The sequence below is a fragment of the Streptomyces asoensis genome, from assembly GCF_013085465.1.
Lineage (GTDB): Bacteria > Actinomycetota > Actinomycetes > Streptomycetales > Streptomycetaceae > Streptomyces > Streptomyces cacaoi_A.
In genome coordinates, this window is sequence record NZ_CP049838.1 from 2,642,603 (window position 1) to 2,662,918 (window position 20,316).

Annotated in this window: 19 protein-coding genes; 9 read left to right on the plus strand and 10 right to left on the minus strand. The window is 71.6% G+C overall.

Annotated features, from left to right (window positions below; genetic code table 11):
* Positions 1 to 53: 53 nt before the first annotated feature.
* The 3 genes from G9272_RS11815 to G9272_RS11825 all read left to right on the plus strand — a co-directional run bounded on the left by G9272_RS11815 (position 54) and on the right by G9272_RS11825 (position 2,281).
* Complete coding sequence (locus tag G9272_RS11815) at positions 54 to 1,016, plus strand: LysR family transcriptional regulator (protein ID WP_171396527.1); 963 nt, start codon at positions 54 to 56, stop codon at positions 1,014 to 1,016.
* 155 nt (positions 1,017 to 1,171) lie between these two features.
* On the plus strand, positions 1,172 to 1,885 hold the full coding sequence (locus G9272_RS11820; RefSeq protein ID WP_171396528.1) for an SDR family NAD(P)-dependent oxidoreductase: 714 nt from the start codon (positions 1,172 to 1,174) through the stop codon (positions 1,883 to 1,885).
* A gap of 21 nt (positions 1,886 to 1,906) precedes the next feature.
* Positions 1,907 to 2,281, plus strand: coding sequence for a YybH family protein (locus tag G9272_RS11825; protein WP_171396529.1), 375 nt, complete (start codon positions 1,907 to 1,909; stop codon positions 2,279 to 2,281).
* A 12-nt stretch (positions 2,282 to 2,293) separates the two neighbouring features.
* Here G9272_RS11825 and G9272_RS11830 read toward each other — a convergent pair whose 3' ends face one another.
* From G9272_RS11830 to G9272_RS11840, 3 genes are all read right to left on the minus strand, one after another.
* A complete protein-coding gene (locus tag G9272_RS11830) occupies positions 2,294 to 3,877 on the minus strand; it encodes a TROVE domain-containing protein (protein WP_171396530.1) in 1,584 nt (527 codons plus the stop codon).
* 361 nt (positions 3,878 to 4,238) lie between these two features.
* Entirely contained in the window at positions 4,239 to 5,702 is a 1,464-nt protein-coding gene (locus tag G9272_RS11835) for an alkaline phosphatase PhoX (protein ID WP_171396531.1), read from the minus strand.
* Positions 5,703 to 5,878: 176 nt separating this feature from the next.
* Positions 5,879 to 7,306, minus strand: coding sequence for a hypothetical protein (locus G9272_RS11840; RefSeq protein ID WP_171396532.1), 1,428 nt, complete (start codon positions 7,304 to 7,306; stop codon positions 5,879 to 5,881).
* A 310-nt stretch (positions 7,307 to 7,616) separates the two neighbouring features.
* Between G9272_RS11840 and G9272_RS11845 the strand changes: the two genes are divergently transcribed.
* The gene (locus tag G9272_RS11845) at positions 7,617 to 9,443 is read left to right on the plus strand and encodes an endonuclease/exonuclease/phosphatase family protein (protein WP_171401946.1); all 1,827 of its coding nucleotides are present in this window, start codon (positions 7,617 to 7,619) and stop codon (positions 9,441 to 9,443) included.
* 15 nt (positions 9,444 to 9,458) lie between these two features.
* Here G9272_RS11845 and G9272_RS11850 read toward each other — a convergent pair whose 3' ends face one another.
* The 3 genes from G9272_RS11850 to G9272_RS11860 form a co-directional block, all read right to left on the minus strand.
* Complete coding sequence (locus tag G9272_RS11850; RefSeq protein WP_171396533.1) at positions 9,459 to 10,202, minus strand: SRPBCC family protein; 744 nt, start codon at positions 10,200 to 10,202, stop codon at positions 9,459 to 9,461.
* A gap of 12 nt (positions 10,203 to 10,214) precedes the next feature.
* Positions 10,215 to 10,877, minus strand: coding sequence for an ArsR/SmtB family transcription factor (locus tag G9272_RS11855; protein ID WP_171396534.1), 663 nt, complete (start codon positions 10,875 to 10,877; stop codon positions 10,215 to 10,217).
* A gap of 103 nt (positions 10,878 to 10,980) precedes the next feature.
* Positions 10,981 to 12,240: a CdaR family transcriptional regulator gene (locus tag G9272_RS11860; protein WP_171396536.1), complete on the minus strand. Its 1,260-nt coding sequence runs from the start codon at positions 12,238 to 12,240 to the stop codon at positions 10,981 to 10,983.
* Between the two features lie 193 nt (positions 12,241 to 12,433).
* Between G9272_RS11860 and G9272_RS11865 the strand changes: the two genes are divergently transcribed.
* The 4 genes from G9272_RS11865 to G9272_RS11880 are packed head-to-tail and all read left to right on the plus strand — an operon-like array spanning position 12,434 to position 16,240.
* A complete protein-coding gene (locus G9272_RS11865) occupies positions 12,434 to 13,366 on the plus strand; it encodes a substrate-binding periplasmic protein (RefSeq protein WP_171396538.1) in 933 nt (310 codons plus the stop codon).
* A gap of 23 nt (positions 13,367 to 13,389) precedes the next feature.
* A complete protein-coding gene (locus G9272_RS11870; protein ID WP_216377815.1) occupies positions 13,390 to 14,145 on the plus strand; it encodes an amino acid ABC transporter permease in 756 nt (251 codons plus the stop codon).
* Complete coding sequence (locus G9272_RS11875; RefSeq protein WP_171396539.1) at positions 14,142 to 14,957, plus strand: amino acid ABC transporter ATP-binding protein; 816 nt, start codon at positions 14,142 to 14,144, stop codon at positions 14,955 to 14,957. The genes G9272_RS11870 and G9272_RS11875 overlap by 4 nt, the downstream gene beginning before the upstream one ends.
* Positions 14,954 to 16,240, plus strand: a complete 1,287-nt coding sequence (locus G9272_RS11880) for an NAD(P)/FAD-dependent oxidoreductase (protein ID WP_253267778.1) — start codon at positions 14,954 to 14,956, stop codon at positions 16,238 to 16,240. The genes G9272_RS11875 and G9272_RS11880 overlap by 4 nt, the downstream gene beginning before the upstream one ends.
* 58 nt (positions 16,241 to 16,298) lie before the next feature.
* On the opposite strand, the gene G9272_RS11885 is transcribed toward G9272_RS11880, so the two are convergent.
* Entirely contained in the window at positions 16,299 to 16,889 is a 591-nt protein-coding gene (locus G9272_RS11885) for a DUF3618 domain-containing protein (protein ID WP_171396540.1), read from the minus strand.
* Positions 16,886 to 17,320 (minus strand): phage holin family protein, encoded by a 435-nt coding sequence (locus tag G9272_RS11890; protein ID WP_171396541.1) that lies wholly within the window; start codon positions 17,318 to 17,320, stop codon positions 16,886 to 16,888. The genes G9272_RS11885 and G9272_RS11890 overlap by 4 nt, the downstream gene beginning before the upstream one ends.
* Positions 17,321 to 17,469: 149 nt before the next feature.
* Between G9272_RS11890 and dapA the strand changes: the two genes are divergently transcribed.
* The gene (dapA, locus tag G9272_RS11895; RefSeq protein ID WP_171396542.1) at positions 17,470 to 18,411 is read left to right on the plus strand and encodes a 4-hydroxy-tetrahydrodipicolinate synthase; all 942 of its coding nucleotides are present in this window, start codon (positions 17,470 to 17,472) and stop codon (positions 18,409 to 18,411) included.
* Between the two features lie 18 nt (positions 18,412 to 18,429).
* On the opposite strand, the gene G9272_RS11900 is transcribed toward dapA, so the two are convergent.
* Both G9272_RS11900 and G9272_RS11905 read right to left on the minus strand, forming a co-directional pair.
* Positions 18,430 to 19,650, minus strand: a complete 1,221-nt coding sequence (locus G9272_RS11900) for a WD40 repeat domain-containing protein (protein ID WP_171396544.1) — start codon at positions 19,648 to 19,650, stop codon at positions 18,430 to 18,432.
* Complete coding sequence (locus G9272_RS11905; protein WP_171401949.1) at positions 19,647 to 20,204, minus strand: SigE family RNA polymerase sigma factor; 558 nt, start codon at positions 20,202 to 20,204, stop codon at positions 19,647 to 19,649. Before G9272_RS11905 ends, G9272_RS11900 begins: the two co-directional genes overlap by 4 nt.
* Positions 20,205 to 20,316: the final 112 nt, after the last annotated feature.

The following is a 20,316-nucleotide window of genomic DNA, read 5'->3' on the forward strand; positions in this document are numbered from 1 at the left end:
CCTTTCTCCCGGCTGGTAGGAACAGCCTCCTACCGGCCCGCCCCGGACGTAGCATGGCGGGCGTGGAGCTGCGCCAACTGCGGTACTTCGTCGCGGTCGCCGAGGAACTGAACTTCGGACGGGCCGCCGCGCGGCTCCTGATCGCCGGTCCGTCCCTGTCCCAGCAGATCAAGGCGCTCGAGCGCGACCTCGGCGTACGCCTCTTCGACCGCGACCGCCGGTCGGTCTCGCTCACCCCGGCCGGCGCCGACCTGCTCCCGCACACGCGCGCCCTGCTGGAACGGGCCGACGACCTCCGCGGCCGCGCCCGCCGGCTGTCCGGCTCGCAGGCGGTACGCCTCGGGTACGTCAACTGGCTCCCGGCGGACCTGATCCGGCGCACCGCCGCGGTGGCCCAGGTCCATGTCGACGCCTGGGTCGCGCCCTCGCACACCCAGGCCGCCCGGGTCGCCGACGGCAGTCTCGACCTCGCCGTGTGCTGGGTACGGAACGAGGACCTGAAGCGGCACGGGCTGCGGGCCCGGCTCCTCGGCGCCGACCGGCTGTACGCCGTCGCCAGGAGTACCGACACCGGTGAACCGTCCGCCGCACCCGACGTGTCCACCGTGCCCGTCGGGGACACGGATGTCCTCATCGACGACGACGTCACCTCCTGGGCGTCCTGGAACGAGTACGCCGAAGAACTGACGCGGGCCACCGGCGCCCGTGCGGTGCGCATCGCCGACGGTGCCGTGACCGGTCCCGCCTTCTTCGACCACGTCCGCCGCTGCCGCCGTCCCGTCCTCAACTCGCCCAAGGGGCAGACGACTCCGCTGCCGTCCGACCTGGTCCGCCGCGAGGTCGTCGCGCCGAAGGTGTACTGGACCTGGTCCCTGGTGCGGCGCGAGACCGAGGAGCGCGCCGGGGTCCTCGCCGTCGTCGACGCGCTCTGCGACGGCGTCGGTGCCGACGAGCTCGGGATCCACGCCCCGGACGCCTGGCTGCCCGCCGACGACCCGTACGCGCTCCCCCGCTGACCTGCGCTGGGAGCCTGTTCCTCCCAGGCGGGAGGAAACAGGTCCCGGGGAGGACCCTCCTGACCTTTGACGCCGCCCAGGCGACCGGCCTACCTTCCAAATAGTCGACCGGTCGGCTAGTAACCGGTCATCGTGTCCCCTCGGAGAAGATCACCATGAGCGTTCAGCACCAGAAGGTCGCCGTCGTCACCGGCGCGTCGCAGGGCATCGGCGCCGGGCTGGTCGACGCCTACCGCAAGCTCGGCTACGCCGTCGTCGCCACCTCACGCACCATCGCCCCCTCCGACGACGTCGACCTCGTCACCGTCCAGGGCGACATCGCCGACCCCGCCACCGCCGAACGCGTCGTCGCGGCGGGCATGGAGCGGTTCGGCCGGATCGACACGCTGGTCAACAACGCGGGCGTGTTCGTCGCGAAGCCCTTCACCGACTACACCCCGGACGACTACGCCACCGTGACCGGCGTGAACCTGGCCGGCTTCTTCCACCTCACCCAGCTCGCCGTCGAGCGGATGCTGGCCCAGGGCGGCGGGCACATCGTCAACATCACCACCAGCCTGGTCGACAACGCCGACGCCAACGTGCCCTCCGTGCTGGCCTCGCTGACCAAGGGCGGTCTCCAGTCGGCCACCAAGTCCCTCGCCATCGAGTACGCCACCCGGGGCATCCGGGCCAACGCCGTCTCGCCGGGCACCATCAAGACGCCGATGCACGCCGAGGAGACGCACGACTTCCTCGCCGCCCTGCACCCCGTCGGCCGGATGGGCGAGCAGAGCGACATCGTCGACGCGGTCGTCTACTTGGAGAACGCCCCGTTCGTCACCGGCGAGATCCTCCACGTCGACGGCGGCATGAGCGCCGGCCACTGACCGGCGGACAGGAGCACAGCGATGAGCAGCGGTACGACGGACGACGAGGCGATCCTGCGCGGCGTCCTGGACCGGTGGAAGGCCGCCGTCGACGCGCACGAACCCCGGAAGGTCGCCGCCCTCTTCACCGAGGACGCGATCTTCCAGGGCCTGCACCCCTACAGCGTGGGAAGGCCGGGAGTCGCGGACTACTACGACTCCCAGCCCCTCGGCATGACGGCCGACTACCGGTTCCTCGAGACCAGACGGCTCGCCGACGACCTCGTCCTCGGCTACCTGAACGTGGAGTTCTCGTTCACCGACCGGCCCACGATCGCCGTGTATCTCGGTGTTCTGCTGAGGCGCGAGGCCGAGGACTGGCACATCGGCCACTACCAGGTCTCACGGCTCGGCTAGTCCTGCCGGCTCTCAGGCCGCCCACGGCCAGCGGGTGTCGTCGGCGGCCTCGAGCAGCGGCACCATCCGGAAGGCCGCGTCCGACAGCCCGCCGAAAGTGTGCCGGTTCCCCTTGCCCGACGGGCCGTGGCCCGCGCGGTGGCCGGCCAGGTTCCAGGTGTAGACCGGCACGTTCGCCGGGACCTGGTCGGTCGGGTCGCCGTGGCGGCTCGCCGCGTACTGCTCGTCGGTGACGATCAGCACCCGATCGTGGTCGCGGTAGTGCCGGCGCACGGCCTCGGTGGTGTCCGTACCACCGAGGTCTCCGAAGCGCTCCAGAATCTTCAGCATCGACTCCTCCTCACGGAACTTGATCGTGTTGCTGCTGGTGCCGAACTCGACGAGGTCGGCGTCGGCCGCCCGCAGCGCGAGCGCCGTGCCGAAGATCGCCGCCGCGTCGGCCCGGTTGAGCTCGGAACGGTCCGACAACCGTGCGTAGAACATCGAACCGGACCGGTCGACGAGCACCAGCGTCCGGCCGGGCAGCGCGGGCACGTTGGCCAGCGAGTGGCCGAGCGCCCGCTCCAGCGGGTACGCCCAGCGCAGCGACGGCGCGTGCTGGTACGCGGCGAGGTACCGGAAGGGGAACTGCCGCGAGCGCGCGACCTCCGCCGGATCGCTGATCTTCGCCGCCACCCGCGCCGCGACCTCGTCGCAGACACCGGCCTCGTCGAAGTTGCGCAGGTTGCGGGTCGCGGCCATGGCCCCCATGGAGGGGATGACCGCCTCCCAGGCCGCCTTGTCCATCGGCCCCTGGAGCCAGCCGGCCAGCGCCTCCCAGGTCATCCCGGCCGTCGCGAGCCGCTCGGCCCCGGCTTCCGAGGTGACCACCGCACGCCGGTCCTCGACGGGCAGCGCCATCAGCTCGCGGTGCGCGGTCAGGACGCGGTCCGAGGCGGGCGGCACGGCGGTGTCCGGGTGGTGCCGGCGGTCCAGGGCGTACCGGAACAGCTCGCCCTGCCACGGCTTGTCCGGGTCCGGCGCCGCGTGCACCAGGTTGAGGACGTCACCGAAGCGGTAGCCCTTGGAGGCGGTGTCGTACTTCAGCAGCGACCTGCCGTTGTACAGCCGCCGTACGGCGTCGGCGATCCCGCGCTTGACGGGCTTGGGGATGTTGCGGCCGTACGTCGCCGTCCAGTACGCGAGGAGCTCGCCGGGCTCGTCCGGCCGCTGGAGCACGGAGTCCACGACCTGCCGGTTCGACGGGCCGTCGGTCGTGCCCGCGGCCAGGCGCGCGCTGACGTACCCGGCGGCGCCGACGAGCGCGGCGGTACGGAGGTTTCCCTCGCCGCGCAGCCAGCCGAGCAGGCCGGCCGTCCAGGACGGGTCGCTGACGGCGAGTTCGCGCACCAGCTTCGTGAAGCGGTCGTCGCGGGCGGCGCCGGTCTCGTAGAAGGTCTGCTGGGAGACGAAGTTGGCCACCGCCAGCAGAAAGAGCTCGGAGCGGGCGTCCCGCTCATGTCCTCGGCCGCCCTGGTGGGTGCGGAGCGTACGGACCGTGGTGGTCACGGGCGAGGTGGGCTGCGATTTACGGGCACGGACATTGAAGCGCGCCATCATGAATTCCCCCGAATTCAATGCTGATTCAGTCGTGTATCGGGGAGTGGCGCAGCATGGGGAAGGTGCCCGAGATCAGGAGTCGGCGACGGACTTAGCCAGATGCTCTACCGACTGAGCTACATCGACCCTGAGTCGATGACGGGACTCGAACCCGCGACCGTCCGATCCAATGAAGTAACCGTTGCCTGCGCACCGGGCACCCACCGCATGCTGCGCCTCCCGAGATCGAGTCGGCGGCGGCGTCAATTTCTGTTACAAAGAAGTAGCCGCAGCCTGCGCACCGGGAGGTGCGTTGTCGTGATCTCAATCTAGGAGACGCAGCACGGAAGTCGCGAGCGAATTAACGGGTGCCGGTGAATTACCGCTTCTGGCGCTTCCAGGGCCCGGTGATGGCGAGCATGATGCCCGGGGTCTGGATGTTGGCGAACAGGGTGTGGCCGTCGGGCGAGAAGGTGACGCCGGTGAACTCGCTGTACTCCGGCTCGTCCGCGGTGCCGATGTTCAGTTCGTTGCGGGCGATGGGGTAGGTGCGGCCGCTGTCGGTGGCGCCGAACAGGTGCTGGACGCCCTCGCCGTCCTCGGCGATGACGAGACCGCCGTACGGGGAGACGGTGATGTTGTCGGGGCCGTCGAAGGCGCCGTCGACGGACGGGTCGGGGTTCACGCCGAGCAGGACCTTCAGGGTCAGGGTGCGGCGCTTGGGGTCGTAGAACCAGACGGCGCCGTCGTGCTGGACGGGGCTCTCGTCACGGGCGTAGGAGGAGACGATGTAGGTGCCGCCGTCGCCCCACCACATGCCCTCCAGCTTGCGGGCGCGGGTGACCTGGCCGTCGGTGAACTGCTTGCGGACGGGCACCGTCCTGGCGTCGCGGTCGGGGACGTCGATCCAGTCGACGCCGTAGACCGTGCCGATCTTCGTGGCGCGGGAGAGGTCGTCGACGAACTTGCCGCCGGAGTCGAAGCACTTGAAGGCCTGGAGGACGCCGGCGTCGTCGGCGAGGGTGCGCAGCTTGCCGCGCCCGTGGCGGAAGCCCGCCGGCGGGGTCCAGCGGAAGAGCAGGCCGTTGGGGCCGGAGGCGTCCTCGGTGAGGTAGGCGTGGCCGCGCTTGGGGTCGATGACGACCGCCTCGTGGGCGTACCGGCCGAACGCCTTGATCGGCTTGGGGTCGCGGTTGGCGCGGCGGTCCTCGGGGTCGACCTCGAAGATGTAGCCGTGGTCCTTGGTCATGCCGTTCTGGCCGGCCTTGTCCTCGGTCTCCTCGCCGGTGAGCCAGGTGTCCCAAGGGGTGGTGCCGCCCGCGCAGTTGGTGGAGGTGCCGGCGATGCCGACCCACTCGGCGACATGGCCGCCGGGGCGCACCTCGACGACCGTGCAGCCGCCGGCCGCCGCCGGGTCGTAGACCAGGCCCTCGGTGAGCGGGACCGGGTACGGCCAGCTCGCGCGCGGGCCCTTCAGCTCGTGGTTGTTGACGAGCAGGGTCGCGCCGCGCGGGCCGCAGAAGGTGGCGGTGCCGTCGTGGTTGGACGGGGTGATCTCGCCGGACTCCAGCTTGGTCCTGCCGCTGTAGGTGATGACGCGGTACTTGAACCCGGCGGGCAGCGCGAGGAGGCCGTCCGGGTCGGGCAGCAGCGGTCCGTAGCCGACGCCGTGGTGCCCGGCGGCGGACGCCTGTTTCGCGTCGGCGGTGTCCGCCGCGGACTCGGTCTCCGTGGACGCGAGGGCGTTCGGCGCGGTGGCGAGGGCACCTACGCTGCCCGCCAGCGCGACCCCGGCACCGGTGATCGCGGATTGTCTGGCGAAGTCCCTGCGGGTGAGCGACATGGTGTCTCCTGAGACGCGGTGGAAGTGCCGTGGAGGGTGGCGGACCTCGGTTCGGCGTCACCGTCCCGCCCACGCCTGAACGGGAGTTGAACGGAGGGCGACTTCAGGGGACCCCCTTCCATGAATCCGTACGGATCAGGCCACGGGAACCCCAAGGCGTCCGCGCCGCGGGAGACTCATCCGCCCTGCTGCGACCTCGCCTTGAACGCGGCCTTGCGTGCTTCCTTCGCGATGCGCTTGTCCGGATGCAGACGCCCCATCGCCTCCAGGACGTCCGGGGTCGCCGGGTGGTCGACGCGCCAGGCCGCCGAGAAGAATCCGCTGTGCTGCTGGGCCAGCCCCTCGACGAGGGCCTGGAGCTCCTCGGAGTTGCCCTCCGCGGCGAGCTGCGCCGCCACCGTGTCGATGGTGAGCCAGAAGACCAGGTCCTCGGAGGGTGCCGGTACGTCCGTCGCGCCGAGTTCGCTGAGCCACACGCGGGCGAGGCCGCCGAGTTCGGCGTCGTCGAGGACCTCACGGACGGCGGGTTCGGCCTGGCCGCCGACGAGGGAGAGGGCCTGCTGGCAGCGCAGTCGACGCAGCGGGGCGCCGGGGTCCGAGCCGCGGGCGGCGGCCAGCAACTCCCGTGCGGCGTCGAGGGGTTCGCGGCGCACCAGCCATTGCTCGGTCTCGGCGAGGGCGGCGCCCGAGCCGTAGCCGGAGCTGCCGTCGAGGAGGACGTCGGCGCCCTTGTCGGCGAGGTCGCCGACGGCCGGGGCGTGGAAGCCGGCCTCCAGCAGCCGGGCCCGCAGCCCGTACACGCCGAGGGGGGTGAGCCGGACCATGCCGTAGCGGGAGACGTCGGTCTCGTCGACGGGGGCGGCGGGCTCCTCCTCGGGGTCCGCCATCAGGTCCTCGTCGACGGGCCGGTAGGCGACGATCCCGATCGGCTCCAGGAGCCGGAACTGGTCGTCGAGCCGCATCATCGCGTCGGAGACCTGTTCCAGGACGTCGTTGGTGGGCTCGTCCATGTCACCGGGGATGATCATCGACGCGGCGAGGGCGGGCAGCGGGACCGGGGCGTCGCCGGGGCCGTCCTCGCTGGCGGTGAGCAGGTAGAGGTTGCCGAGGACACCGTCGAGGAACTCGGCCTCGGCCTCGGGGTTCCAGTCGAGCCGGGAGAAGTCGACCTCGCCGCCCTCGTCCATCGCCTCCATCAGCTCGTCCAGGTCGGGGACGGACGCGTCGGCGAGCACGGTCTCCAGGGCGCCGAGCCAGACGGCGAGGATGTCGTGCGGGGAACCGCCGGTCAGCAGGGCCAGGTCCTCGCCGGCCGTGACGGTGCCGGCCTCCTCGTCGACGACCTCCACGAGCCCGGCGTCCAGGGCGACCCGCCAGGCCTCGCTCGCGTAGGCGGCGGCGTCCTCCCCGGTCAGCCCCAGTACCTCGGCGGCGGGCGCCAGCTGGCCCTCGACGAGTCCGCCCCCGGCGTCGACCCGGGTGTCGGGGCCGGCCCAGCGGGCGAGCAGGGCGGCCCGGGAGAGCAACGGCGTGGACAGCGCGTCGCGCGCCAGCTCCGCTTCGGGGTGCAGCCGCACCGGCGGGAGGGGGGAGCTGTCTGACATCGGCTGGTTCTCCTAGGGCGCGTGGTGCCACCGGCCCGCTGGGGGCACTGGGCCACTCAGCCTAGACGGGTATGGACCCATGCCGCCCGGTTCATCTCCCCGCCGGGCTGCGTACATGGCCGAAACCTTGACAAGTGGCGTGACCAGGCAGGAGATTGACGCGCGTAGAAATCCGATGGACATGTGTTCACTGTATTTTCTACGCGCGTCGCGTCCGCCCCGCGGACCGCGACCCCTCGTTGCACGCTCCACCCTCGTTCCACGCTCCACCCTCGTCCCGGCGCTCATGTACGTCCCCGGAGGGATTCCGTTGCCGAGCAAGAAGTCCGCGCGTCTCGCCGCGCTCACCGTCGCCGCCGTCTGTTCCGCGGCCTCCACCGTCGCGCTGTCCGCGCCCGCGCACGCGGAGACGGTGGCCATTCACGACATCCAGGGCACGACCCGGCTGTCGCCGTACGCCGGCCAGGCCGTCACGGGTGTGGCCGGAATCGTCACCGGTGTGCGCACCTACGGCTCCTCCAGAGGCTTCTGGATCCAGGATCCGAACCCGGACGCCGACCCGGCCACCAGTGAGGGCGTCTTCGTCTTCACCAGCTCCACTCCGAAGGTCGCCGTCGGTGACTCGGTCACGGTCACCGGCACGGTCTCGGAGTTCGTCCCGGGCGGTGCCTCGACCGGCAACCAGACCGTCACGGAGATCACCAAGCCGACGGTGACGGTCGTCTCCAGCGGCAACGCGGTCCCGGCCGCGACGGTCGTGAACGCCAAGTCGGTCCCGGCCGCCTACACCCCGGCCGGCGACACCGCCGCGAGCAACTCGGTCAACGGCCTCACCCTGCGGCCCGGCAAGTACGCCCTGGACTACTACGAGTCCCTCGAGGGCATGAACGTCCAGGTCGCCGACGCCCGCGTGGTCACCGCCACCGACCCGTACACCGAGCTGTGGGTCACGGTGAAGCCGCGCGAGAACACCAGCAGCCGCGGCGGCGCGCTGTACGGCTCCTACACCTCGCAGAACACCGGCCGACTCCAGATCCAGTCGCTCGGCGCGACGGCGGACTTCCCCGTCGCGAACGTCGGCGACTCCCTCACCGGCGTCACCGCGGGCCCGCTCGACTACAACCAGTTCGGCGGCTACACCCTCGTCGCGAACCGGCTCGGCACGCTGAAGAGCGGCGGCCTGGAGCGGGAGACGACGCAGAAGCAGAAGAAGGGCGAGCTGGCGGTCGCGACGTACAACGTCGAGAACCTCGACCCGTCCGACGCCACGTTCGAGGAGCACGCCTCCGCGATCGTGAACAACCTGAAGTCGCCCGACATCGTGTCCCTGGAGGAGATCCAGGACAACAACGGCGCGACCAACGACGGTACCGTCGCCGCCGATGTGACGGTCGGTAAGCTGATCGACGCGATCGTGGCCGCGGGCGGCCCGAAGTACGACTGGCGCTCGATCGACCCGACGAACAACACCGACGGCGGCGAGCCGGGCGGGAACATCCGTCAGGTGTTCCTGTTCAACCCGGAGCGGGTCTCCTTCACCGACCGCGCGGGCGGCGACGCGAGCACGGCCGTCGGTGTCACCAAGGTGCGCGGCAAGGCCCAGCTCACCGCCTCCCCCGGCCGCATCGACCCGGCCGACGCGGCCTGGGCGAGCAGCCGCAAGCCGCTGGTCGGCGAGTTCGTCTTCCGTGGCCGCACGGTCTTCGTGATCGCCAACCACTTCAACTCCAAGGGCGGCGACCAGGGTCTGACCGCGCAGTACCAGCCGGTGGTGCGCAGCTCGGAGACCCAGCGCCACCAGCAGGCGACGCTGGTCAACGCGTTCGTCAAGGGCATCCTCGACACGCAGAAGAACGCGGACGTCATCGCGCTGGGCGACATCAACGACTTCGAGTTCTCCGGCACCGCGCAGCTCCTCGAGGGTGACGGCGAGCTGTGGTCGGCGATCAAGTCGCTGCCGAAGAGCGAGCGTTACACCTACGACTACCAGGGCAACCAGCAGGTCCTGGACCAGATCCTGGTGAGCCCGTCGATCCGGCGCGGCTGCGACTTCGAGTACGACAGCGTGCACATCAACTCGGAGTTCCACGACCAGATCAGCGACCACGACCCGCAGGTGCTGCGCTTCGAGCCGTAACACCTCCGGCCGCGGTCAGCGGGGCCGGCTGAACACTCCGTCCAGCCAGCCCCGCCAGGCGGTCTCGTTCGCCTTGGCGTCGGCGTCCGGTGCGAAGTCATGGACGCTGACGCCGACCGGGTAGCCCCAGTGGTTGCGGCCGAAGAAGCGGACGAGGGCGCTGTCGCCGCGCAGTCCGACGAAGTACGGGTTGCGGAAGTCGACCACGGCCTCGAGGAGCCGCCCCTCGGGGGCGCCGGCCCGGACGCGCGCGCCCTCGGCCGTGTCGTCCGCGAGGCCGAGCGCCCGTGCCACGGCGGTGAGGGCGTCGGGCGCCTTGGACGCGTCGGGCCCGTCGAAGGTGACGAAGGCGACCGGACGGCCGTCGAAGTGCGTCAGGTACTCGCGCAGTGTGTGCAGGTAGAAATCGGTGTGCCGGCCCGCCGCGTCGTACTGGTTGTCCCAGTCGTCGACGAAGATGCCGCTGTGCACATAGCGCACCCACGCGCGCCGGCCCTCGTCGCGCGGCTCGACGGTGTAGTCGAGCTGGTTGAGGGTCTGCTCGGAGATGCCGTCGACGTTCTCGACCCGGTTGGTGTAGCGGTGGGGCGGGTCCCAGACGGTGACCGTGGAGCCGAAGGGGCCCTTGCCGCCCTCGCGCGGCTCCGGCTCCTCCATCGGCCACAGCCAGCCGCCGGTCCCGGCGGTGAAGGCGTCCCACACCTGCTGTGGCGTGGCGTCGACCTCGAACTCGCGGGCGATCTCGAATTCCTTGGACATGGTTGGCTCCTGTTACCGACTGTCTGGTTCCTGGGTCTGGGTCTGCGTCTGCTTCTCGGTCTGCGGCTGCGGCTGGGGCAGGGGCAGGGCCTGCGGCTTGACCGTGGGATGGACGGCCACGACGATCCGGTGGTCGCGGCCGCTCTCGGCGTCGGGGGCGTCGTACTTGTGGATGAGCGCGCCGACGCCCGCCGTCAGCTCCTGGATGAACGCGGCCCGGTCCGCGGCCGAGGCGAAGCGCACCTCGCCGTCCAGCGCGTATGTCGCCAGGCCCTTGCGGGCCTTCGCGGCACCGGTGATCAGCGAGCCGACATCGCGCACCAGCCGGGCGCCGAGCGCGAGCAGCCAGCGCGCGGACAGCTGGTCCCGGAAGCGGTCCGGGTCCGGCTGCACCGCGGCGAGCGCGAGCGGCGAGATCACGTACGACGCCGCGGTCGCCCGCATCAGCCGCTCGGTCACGTTGCCCTTGCGGCGCTCACCGGCCAGCTCGACCAGACCGTGCCGCTCCAGCGCCTTGAGGTGGTAGTTCACCTTCTGCCTCGGCAGCCCGACCTTGCCGGCCAGCATCGCCGCCGACGCGGGTCCGGCCGCCAGCTCGGCGAGCAGCCTGGCCCGTATGGGGTCCAGGGAGACGGCGGCGGCCTCGGGGTCCTCGATCACGGTGACGTCCAGCATGCGTCCACCGTCCCACCGAAAACTTTTTTTGTCCAGGACAATCGAGTTTTCGGTATCGGGTCTTCTCGGTATCGGGTCTTCGGGGAGGCGGCGGCAGCCTCGGTCAGTCTCCGGTGGGGCCGACGCCGTGGCCCAGCCGGTCCGCGAGACAGGCGAGGTAGAGGGCCATGGCGGACCGGTGGTCGCGCAGGGGACGGCCGGTGATCTGCTCGATCTTGTTCATCCGGTAGACGACCGTGTTGCGGTGGATGTGCAGGGCCGTGGACGCCCGTACGAGGTTGAACCCGCTCTCGCACCAGGCGGTGATCGTGTCGCGGAGCACCGGCCAGTCCGGCTGGGTGCGCAGGTCCGCGGCGGTGCGCGCCAGCAGGCGGTTGCGGGTGGGCTGGCCGACCGCGGCCAGGAGCTGGTGGACGCGCAGGTCCGTGATCAGGTGGACCGGGATGTCGGCGGCCTGGCGGGCGGCGGGAGCGTCGCCCGCCAGACGGGCGCCCAGGCGGAGCGCGTCGCACGCGTCCTGGTAGGAGTCGTGCAGACCGCCGACGGACGCCGCCGGTTCGCCGATCCCCACGCGGGTGCGCAGGCCGTCCTGGGCGGCGATGACGTCGACGAGGCGCCGGCAGTCGTCGGCCAGGGAGGCGGCCGGGGAGGTCGCCGGGGAGCCGGCCGGGCTCCGGGTCGGGAGCCGGTGCAGTACGCCGATCCAGCCCGGCGCGGTACCGGCGACGATGTCCTGGGGGTCGGCGAAGACCTCGCGGATCGTACGGAGCAGTTCCGAGCGGACCAGCGCCATGTCGTGCACGGCGGGAGCGGCGTGCCGGCGGGCGCCCGGCTCGGGCACGGGCGGCACGGTCACCTCGAACGCCACCGCGACCCGCGGCAGTCGCAGGTCGAAGCCCAGTTCGGCCGCCCGGAACTCGAGGAAGTCGCCTTCGACGACATGGGGGTCGTACGAGGCGATGTCGGCGAGCAGTTTCTCGGCCGCCCGTTCGCCGAGCAGGCGGGAGCGCAGCATCACGGACTCCCTCAGCAGGATCTCCGTCTGGCGCTTCACCAGCAGCCCGAAGCGGCGCACCTGGGCGGGGGTGCCGGTGATGCCGACCGTGCCGACCGCCTGTCCGTCGGTGATCAGCGGCAGGGTGACCCCGGGGCGCACTCCGCGCAGCAGCTGTGCCTGCGACGCGCTGTGGGTGGCGGGCTCCTTGGTGCGGATCACCTCGACGGACGCCTCGTGGAAGGTCCCGACCCGACTGCTGTCGCCACTGCCGATGACCGTGCCTTCGGCGTCGGTGATCAGCACGTTGAAGCCGATGACCGCGGAGGTGTCTCCGGCGATCTCCTGAGCGAGCGACGGACTCAGCATCTGCGTTCCTTCCGCCCCCGGGGCTGGACGCACCGTACAGCCGGGCAGGCGATTCCAGCCATAAGTCCGTACGAAGTGACCGGTGACGTACAGCGGGCGTGTCCCTAGCGTATGAGCCCATCACCTCCCCGCCGGGCGCACATCGTCGTGAACGGGCGGGTTCGTTCAGCGCCGTTCCGGAAGGCCCAAGCCGATGACCCGTGTGCGTTCGCTCCTTGCCGCTTTGTCGGCAGTCCTCCTGATACCGACCGCCGCCGCCTGTGGTTCGGGCGACGACGACGCCCCGAAGAACGTGTCCGCGAAGACCGCCGCGCTGGGCACCCTCACGCCCGGCGTGATCAAGGTGGCCGTCCAGCCGTACGCCCCGTACACCAGCGTCGAGGGTGGCAAGATCGTCGGCCTGGACGGCGACATCCTGAACTACGTGGCCGAAAAGCTCGGCCTCGAGGTCAAGCCCGAGGTGACCGATTTCGCGGGCATGCTCGCCGGGGTGCAGTCCCGCCGGGTGGACATCACCATCGGCGGCGTCGCCTGGTCCGCCGACCGGCAGAAGCAGGGGCTGTTCACGGATCCCCCCTACTACTCGCCGCCGGCCATGGCCGTCCGGTCCGGGAAGACCTACAAGACGGTCGACGATCTGAAGGGGCTGAGCCTCGGAACCGTCGAGGGCTACGTCTGGGTCAAGTCCATCCAGTCCGTCCCCGACGCCGAGCTGCACGCCTACCCCGACGCCAACGGCGTCTTCGACGACCTCGGCGCCGGCCGGGTCGACGTCGGGTTCCTCGACCCGCTGCTCATCATCGCGGCACAGAAGGAACGGCCGGAACTGAAGATCGAGACGGAGTACCTCACGCCGCCGACCGCCGCACAGGTCGAGGCGAAGCCCGCCTACCAGTACTTCCAGCCGTACCAGACCGGCTTCTACCTGCCCAAGAAGGCCACCAGGCTGGAGAAGGCCGTCTCCGCAGAGATCGACGCCATGTACACCGACGGCGAGATGGCGAAGCTCGTCGAGAAGTACGGCGGTGACCCCGGGCAGTTCCTCGAGCCCTCCGCCGACGTCGCCACCGCGCGCCGGGGCGTGGACCGGCCCCAGGACTGGACGCCGCCGTCCATCGCGCAGTGAGGGGATGAACCGTGATGCATGACATGTCGTCAGCCGTCTTCCAGGTCCCCTGGTCCGACTACCGTCCCGACCTGCTCGACGCGCTCGGGCGCACCGTCTCCTACACGGTGGTGAGCTTCGTCGGCGCGGTGGTCCTCGGCCTGGCCGTGGCGCTGCTCCGGCTGAGCCGGGCCTGGCCGGCCCGCGCCGTCGCCGCCGTCTACACCGAGGTGTTCAAGAACGTCCCGCTGCTGGCCATCATCTTCCTGACGTACTTCGGCCTGGCCTCCGCGGGCATCCGGCTGGATGTGTTCACGGCCGGCTGCCTCAGCCTCGTCGTCTTCTACGCCGCCTACCTGTCCGAGATCTTCCGCTCCGCGATCAGCGGGGTGCACGCCGGACAGACCGAGGCGGGCGAGGCGCTGGGCCTGGGCAGGGTGGGCATCTTCGGCCACATCATCCTGCCGCAGGCCCTCCGGCAGGCGCTGCCCGGGACCAACACCATGCTGGTCGACCTGCTGAAATCCACCTCGCTGCTGGTCACCGTCTCCGCCGCCGAGCTGATGTCCGAGGGACGGCTCATCACCTCGGCCACCTTCCGGGCACTGGAGGTGTACCTGGTCATCTCGGCCGTCTACTTCGCCCTGTGCTACCCCCTCTCCCAGCTCCTTCTGCTGCTGGAGCGGAAGGTACGGGCGGGCGTGCCGTTGTCTCCGTGGCGACGGCGCCGGGTGCGCGCCGCACGCGCCCTGCTCGCCGGCGACGCCGGCCGGGACGTCCGAGTGAAGGAGGCGGCATGACCGAGCCCGTCACCACGGCGAAGGCCCCGGCCGAAACAGCCGGACCGGCGCCCGCCGAAGCCGCCGAAGCGGTCGTACGGATCGAGGGGCTCAGCAAGTCCTTCGACGGCCGGCTGGTTCTCGACGATGTGCACCTCGAGGTCGGCCGCGGCCGCATCGTGAGCGTCATCGGGCAGAGCGGCGGCGGGAAGACGACCCTGATGCGCTGCGTCAACCTGCTGGAACGCCCGGACCTGGGCACGGTCGAGGTCGCCGGGCAGGTCGTGCACAGCGGCGGCCGACTGGTCTGCCGCGACCTGCCCGCGCTGCGCCGCACCGTGGGCATGGTCTTCCAGCGCTTCAACCTGTTCCCGCATCTCACGGCCGTGGAGAACGTCGTGCTGGCGCAACGCAAGGCGGGCGTGCCCGAGCAGGAGGCGCTGGAGCGGGCCGTCGCCCTGCTGCGCCGGGTCGGGGTGGCCCACCGCGGTCTCGCCCAGCCCGACCAGCTCTCCGGCGGCGAGCAGCAGCGGGTCGCGATCGCCCGGGCCCTCGCCCTGCGACCCGAGGTGCTGCTCTTCGACGAGCCCACGTCCTCCCTCGACCCGGAGGCCACCCGGGAGGTGCTGAGCGTGATGCGGGAACTCGCCGCGGAGGGAATGACGATGCTGCTGGTCACCCACGAACTGCCCTTCGCCCGCGAGGTGTCCGACCACGTCGTCTTCGTCGACGGCGGCCGGATCGTGGAGGAGGGCAGGCCCGAGCAGGTCCTCGACGACCCCGGGCAGGCCCGCACCCGCGCGTTCCTCGCCTCGTACGGATCAGCGTCATGAACCGTGGCCTGGTTGCCGGTGCGGGACCCGTCGTGGTCGTCGGGGGTGGCGTCGTGGGGCTCTGCACCGCGTACTACCTGGCGGCGGCCGGTGTGCCGGTGGAGATCGTCGAGCGCCGCGGCCTCGGCTCCGGGGCGTCCCGGGGCAACGCCGGCTGGGTCTGCCTCAGCCATTCGACGCCCGTACCGGCACCGGGAGTCGTGCGCTACGCCCTGCGCTCGCTGGGCCGCCCGGACTCGCCGCTCTATCTCCGGCCGCTGCCGGACCCCGCGTTCGTACGGTGGATGTGGCGGTTCTGGCGCAGCAGCACACCGGCCGCCTTCCGGCGCGGGTACGCGGCCGTCGCCGAGCTGAACCGGGACACCTTCGCCCTCTTCGACGGTCTGCGCGAGGCCGGGGTCGACACCACGCTGACCCGGCCCGGCATGGTGCACGCCTTCCTGTCGGAGGCCGAGGCCCGTCATCACCTCGCGATCCAGCGGGAGATGGCGGACGGCCACTACCCGATGCCGGCCGATGTGACCACGGGTGCCGAGGCCCGTCTCCTCGACGACGCGCTGTCGCCCGGGGTGCGCGCGGCATACCTGGTCGAGGGAGAGGGCGTGGTCGACCCGGAGGCGTTCGCCCAGGCGCTCGGGGAGGCACTCGCCGCCCAGGGTGTGAAGGTCCACGAGAACGCGGAGGCCATCGGTTTCCGGTCCTCGGCCGGCCGGGTCACCGCGCTGCGCACCACGCAGGGCGAGATTCCCTGCGGGGGTGTCGTCATCGCCGCCGGAACACGCTCCCCGGCGCTGCTTCAGTCGCTGGGCCGGTCACTGCCGCTCCAGGCGGGCAAGGGCTACAGCTTCTCGGTGGACCTGGATCCGGCGCCCCGGCACACGCTGTACTTCGGGGAGCGCAGGGCCGTCGCCTCACCGATCGGCGGCACCACGCGGATCGGCGGCACGATGGAGTTGAGCGGCAACAACAACCGCCTCGACTGGCGCCGCATCGTGGCCGTCGCCCTCGCCAGCCGGCACTACCTGGGCCGCTGGTTCGACGATCCGGACGACCTGGTCGGTCTGATCCGGGACCCCTGGGTCGGCGGACGGCCGTTCCTCCCCGACGGGCTCCCGGTGATCGACCGCGTCCCAGGACACGACAACGCCTTCGCGGCCACCGGCCACGGCATGCTCGGCGTCACGCTGGGCCCGGTCACCGGGCACCGACTGGCCCAGTACGTCGTCACCGGCGAGCGGCCCGAGGTACTGGCACCCTTCCGCTTCGACCGACTCCGACGCTGAACGTGCCGGTCACGAGCGTGCTCGACGCTCGTGACCGGCACACCTACTGCTGCGACACCTACTGCTTCGCCCTGCGTCGGCCGATCACCCCGGCCACCACCAGTGCCACCGCCGCCGCGCCCACGATCACCACCGGCCGCGGGTGCCGGAGGGCGAACCGCACGGGTACGCGGACCGGGGCGGGCGCCGAGCGCTCCGCGGTGCGACCCGCGCGGGCCGCGTTGTCCCGGAGGTCGTGGCGGGCGGGCAGCGCGTGGTCCTGGGCGGTGCGGCCGACGCGAGCGGCGGCGTCCCGCACGGCGTGCCTCGCCCGACCCCCTCGCCCCTGAGCCGTATGGCCCGCCCTTGCCTGCGCCGCGTGCCCCGCACGGCCCGCCCGTTCCTGAACCGCGTGCCCCGCACGGCCGGCCCGTTCCTGCACCGCGTGCCCCGCACGGCCGGCCCGTTCCTGCACGTGATAGCTCGCCTGGGACGCCGTGCTGCGCAGTTGTACGGTCATCGCGCCGGCGCGGTCCATGAGGTCGGCGGCGCGGGCCCGGGTGCGGCCGCGGACGTCCGCCCTGGCCGCCAACTCCTCGACCGTGGCCCCCAGCCGGTGCCGGGTCCGCTCGATCTGCCGACGCAGGTCGGCCGCTGTCCTGTCCGTCATCGGTGTGCCCTTTCCCTGATCTCCTCGACATCGGCCCGGACGCTGCCGAGGGTCTCCTCGGGGGTGGGCGGCGCGGCCCGGCGCAGTTGGCCACGGCCGACCGCGGCCAGCACGCCGGCGATCGCGAAGAGCACCGCCGTCACGATGAGCGCCGCCGCCCAGACCGGCAGCGTCAGCGAGAGGGCGGCGACGGCCGTACCGGCGAGCGCGAGCAGTCCGGCGTACGCGAACCCGCCCGCGGCGCCGAGCAGACCTCCGCCGCGCCCGGCACGCCGTCCCTTCTCGGTGAACTCATGCTTGGCGAGGGCCAGTTCCTGCCGTACGAGCCGGGAGAGCTGTTCGGTGGCCTGGCCGACGAGTTCGCCGGTGCTGTGGTGCCCGTCGCTGTGGCGCCCGTTGCGGACGGGCCGGATGTCGGTGGTCCCGGTCACGGTGTTCCGCCTCCTCTCGGTTCCGGAACACCGGGTACCCCGGCCGGTCCCCGCTACCCCCACGGCGGGCCTTCCTCACAGGAACACTTACCTGTATCCCGTAGAAGAATTAAGTAGAGCTTCACTGTCGTACGCCCGACACTACCCGTATGACGACAGCTCTCACCTCACCCCCGAGTCCGACCACCACCCCGCCCCCCGCCCCGGCCTTCGGCCGCGCGCTCTGCGCGATGGTCACGCCGTTCACCGGCGCCGGCGCGCTGGACCTCGACGGGGCGCGGCGGCTCGCCGACCGGCTGGTGTCCGCCGGCTGCGACGGACTGGTGCTCTCCGGTACGACGGGTGAGTCGCCGACCACGTCGGACGCCGAGAAGGCGGAACTGGTGGCCGCGGTACGGGAGGCGGTGGGCGGCCGGGCGTCGATCGTGGCCGGGGTGGGCACCTCCGACACCCGGCACACCGTGGAACTCGCCCGGGCCGCCGAGAGGGCGGGCGCGGACGGGGTGCTCGTCGTCAGCCCGTACTACAGCAGGCCTCCGCAGGACGCCCTGGAGGCGCACTTCCGGGAGGTGGCGGACGCGTCCGGGCTGCCGGTGATGCTGTACGACATCCCCGGCCGCACGGGCACCCGGATCGAGCCGGACACCATGCTCCGGCTCGCCGAGCACCCGCGGATCGTCGCGGTCAAGGACTGTTCCTACGACTTCCTCGGCGCCCAGAAGGTGCTCTCCCGCACCGAGTTGGCGTACTACGCGGGCTGCGAGGAACACAACCTCGCGCTGTACGCGGTGGGCGGGGCCGGCTACGTCAGCACGGTCGCGAACGTGGTGCCGGACCGACTCCGGTCCGTCCTGGACGCGTTCGACGCGGGCGACTCCACCCAGGCCGCGAGACTCCAGCAACAGGCAACGGAACTGGTCGAGTCGATGATGGCCTCGGGCCTGCCCGGAACCGTCACCACCAAGGGGCTCCTGGGCGACCTGGGCCTGCCGGCCGGCCCGGTCCGGGCACCGCTGCGACCCGCCGACCGCGAGACGGTCGACGGGCTGCGCGCGGCCTACGAGCGGCTCGTGGCCCGACCGGCTTCCTGAGCGCCGGGCGAGGGCCAGTCAGCGGTCCGCAAAGATCGGCGTCCAGCGTCCGAGGGTGTCGTCCTTGGTCGCCCGGAAGTCGCTGAGCGGGACGACCTTGTCGCTGTCGAGGGTGACCAGCACCAACCGTTGGTGGTACTCGTTGCCGTCCGGGCCGATGTCCCAGGCGACGAGGGTGGAGTCGCCGGCCCAGGCGAGCAGTTGCTGACCGTGCGTCTCGACGAGGTTCTTGCCGGTGCGGGGGTCGACGATCCAGGAGGACGTCTTGTACTTCTTGCCCGCGAAGTCACCGGCGAGCTTCTTGCCGTCGGGCGAGAGACCCGCGTCGACGAACCACGACAGGTACTTCTCGCGCGCGGGCGGGTCGACCTTCCTGCCCTGCCGGTCGTAGAACTGGTAGCCGGGCTCCGAGGGCATACCGGACCAGATGCGGCTGCCGTCGTGACTGAAGGCGAAGTCCTGGCGGCTGTTGAGGAAGGCGGTGGGGTCGTTCATGTCCGTGCCGGCCTTCACCTCGCTCCAGGAGCCGCTCCCGGAGGCCACGTCGAAGACGTAGAACCCGGTGCGGTACGACTGCTCGATGTTCGCGTCCCAGCCCCCGGTGCCGCCCTCGGACTTCACCCTCAGGTCCGGGTTCGCGTTGTACGCCGTCGCGACCAGCTCACGGCCGTCCGGCGAGAACGCGAGCCCGCCGACGGCCCGCTCGACCGGGATCCACCGCTTGACCTCGCCACTGGCCAGGTCGAGCAGGCCGATCCGGCGGACGGGCAGGTCCTGCTCCAGGACGGCGGCGGTCCGCAGCCCCGGCGCGACGGCGACCCACGACCACTTGGTGGTCTTCACGTACTTCTGCGTCGTCGGGTTCAGCAGCCAGTAGGTGCGCGTCGACACCGCCCGGTCGGCGCTCTGCGGGACGACGGTCGTCGCGTAGTACGCGGCCAGCGCCGTCCGCCCGGCGGCGATCAGATCGCGCGGCGGCGACTGGTCCGGGTGCGCGGTGATCCGGGTGGGCTCCGTGACGTCGGCGGGGCGCACATCGGTCGTGCCGCCGGAGTCCAGCCTCGGCACCACCACGGCCACGGCCACCACGGCGACGGTCGCGGCCGCCACGGACACGAACCGCCGGGCGCGGCGCCGCCGGCGCAGGGCGAGAACCCGGTCGGCCAGTCCGGCCCCGGCCGGCGGCTGCTCGTCGGCCTGCTCGCGCAGGGAGTCGCGTACGAGTTCGTCGACGTTCACGGACGCACCTCCACAGGCGAGAAGTCACTGGACGGCGCCTGTTCGGCGTCCGCGGGGCCGAGGGCGGCCAGTTCCGGCGCGAGGGTGCGCAGCCGGGCGAGGGACCGGTGAGTGGTGGACCGTACGGTGCCCACGGAGCAGCCGAGGAGTCCGGCCACCTCGGCCTCCGGCAGATCCTCGAAGTAGCGCAGCACGAGCACGGTGCGCTGGCGCGCGGTCAGCCGGGACAGAGCCGCGCGCATCACGACCCGCAGTTCGGCGGCCGAGGACGCGTCGAGTCCGGCCCCGCTGTCCGGCGGCTCGGCCACACTCACCTCACGCCGGGGCCACTTCAGACGCCAGCGGCTGATCTGCTGCCGATAGAGAACCTGACGGACGTAGGCCTCGGGTTCCTCGATGCGGTGCCAGCGGCCGGCCGCCTTCGCCAGGGCGTTCTGGAGCAGATCCTCACCGGCGTGCCGGTCGCCGCCACTGAGCAGGACGGCCGTCCTCAGCAGCGCCGACGACCTGCTGTCCACGAAATGTCGGAAGCTCTCCAGCGCCTCGGCATCCATCGTCACCTTCTCTTCCCCCGGAACCGGACCCGCTGCCCGCCCCTGTACCTCTTGAGACGCGGACCCCCCGCCCCCGCTATGCCGACGACCCCCCACGAAATTCCACCGGCCA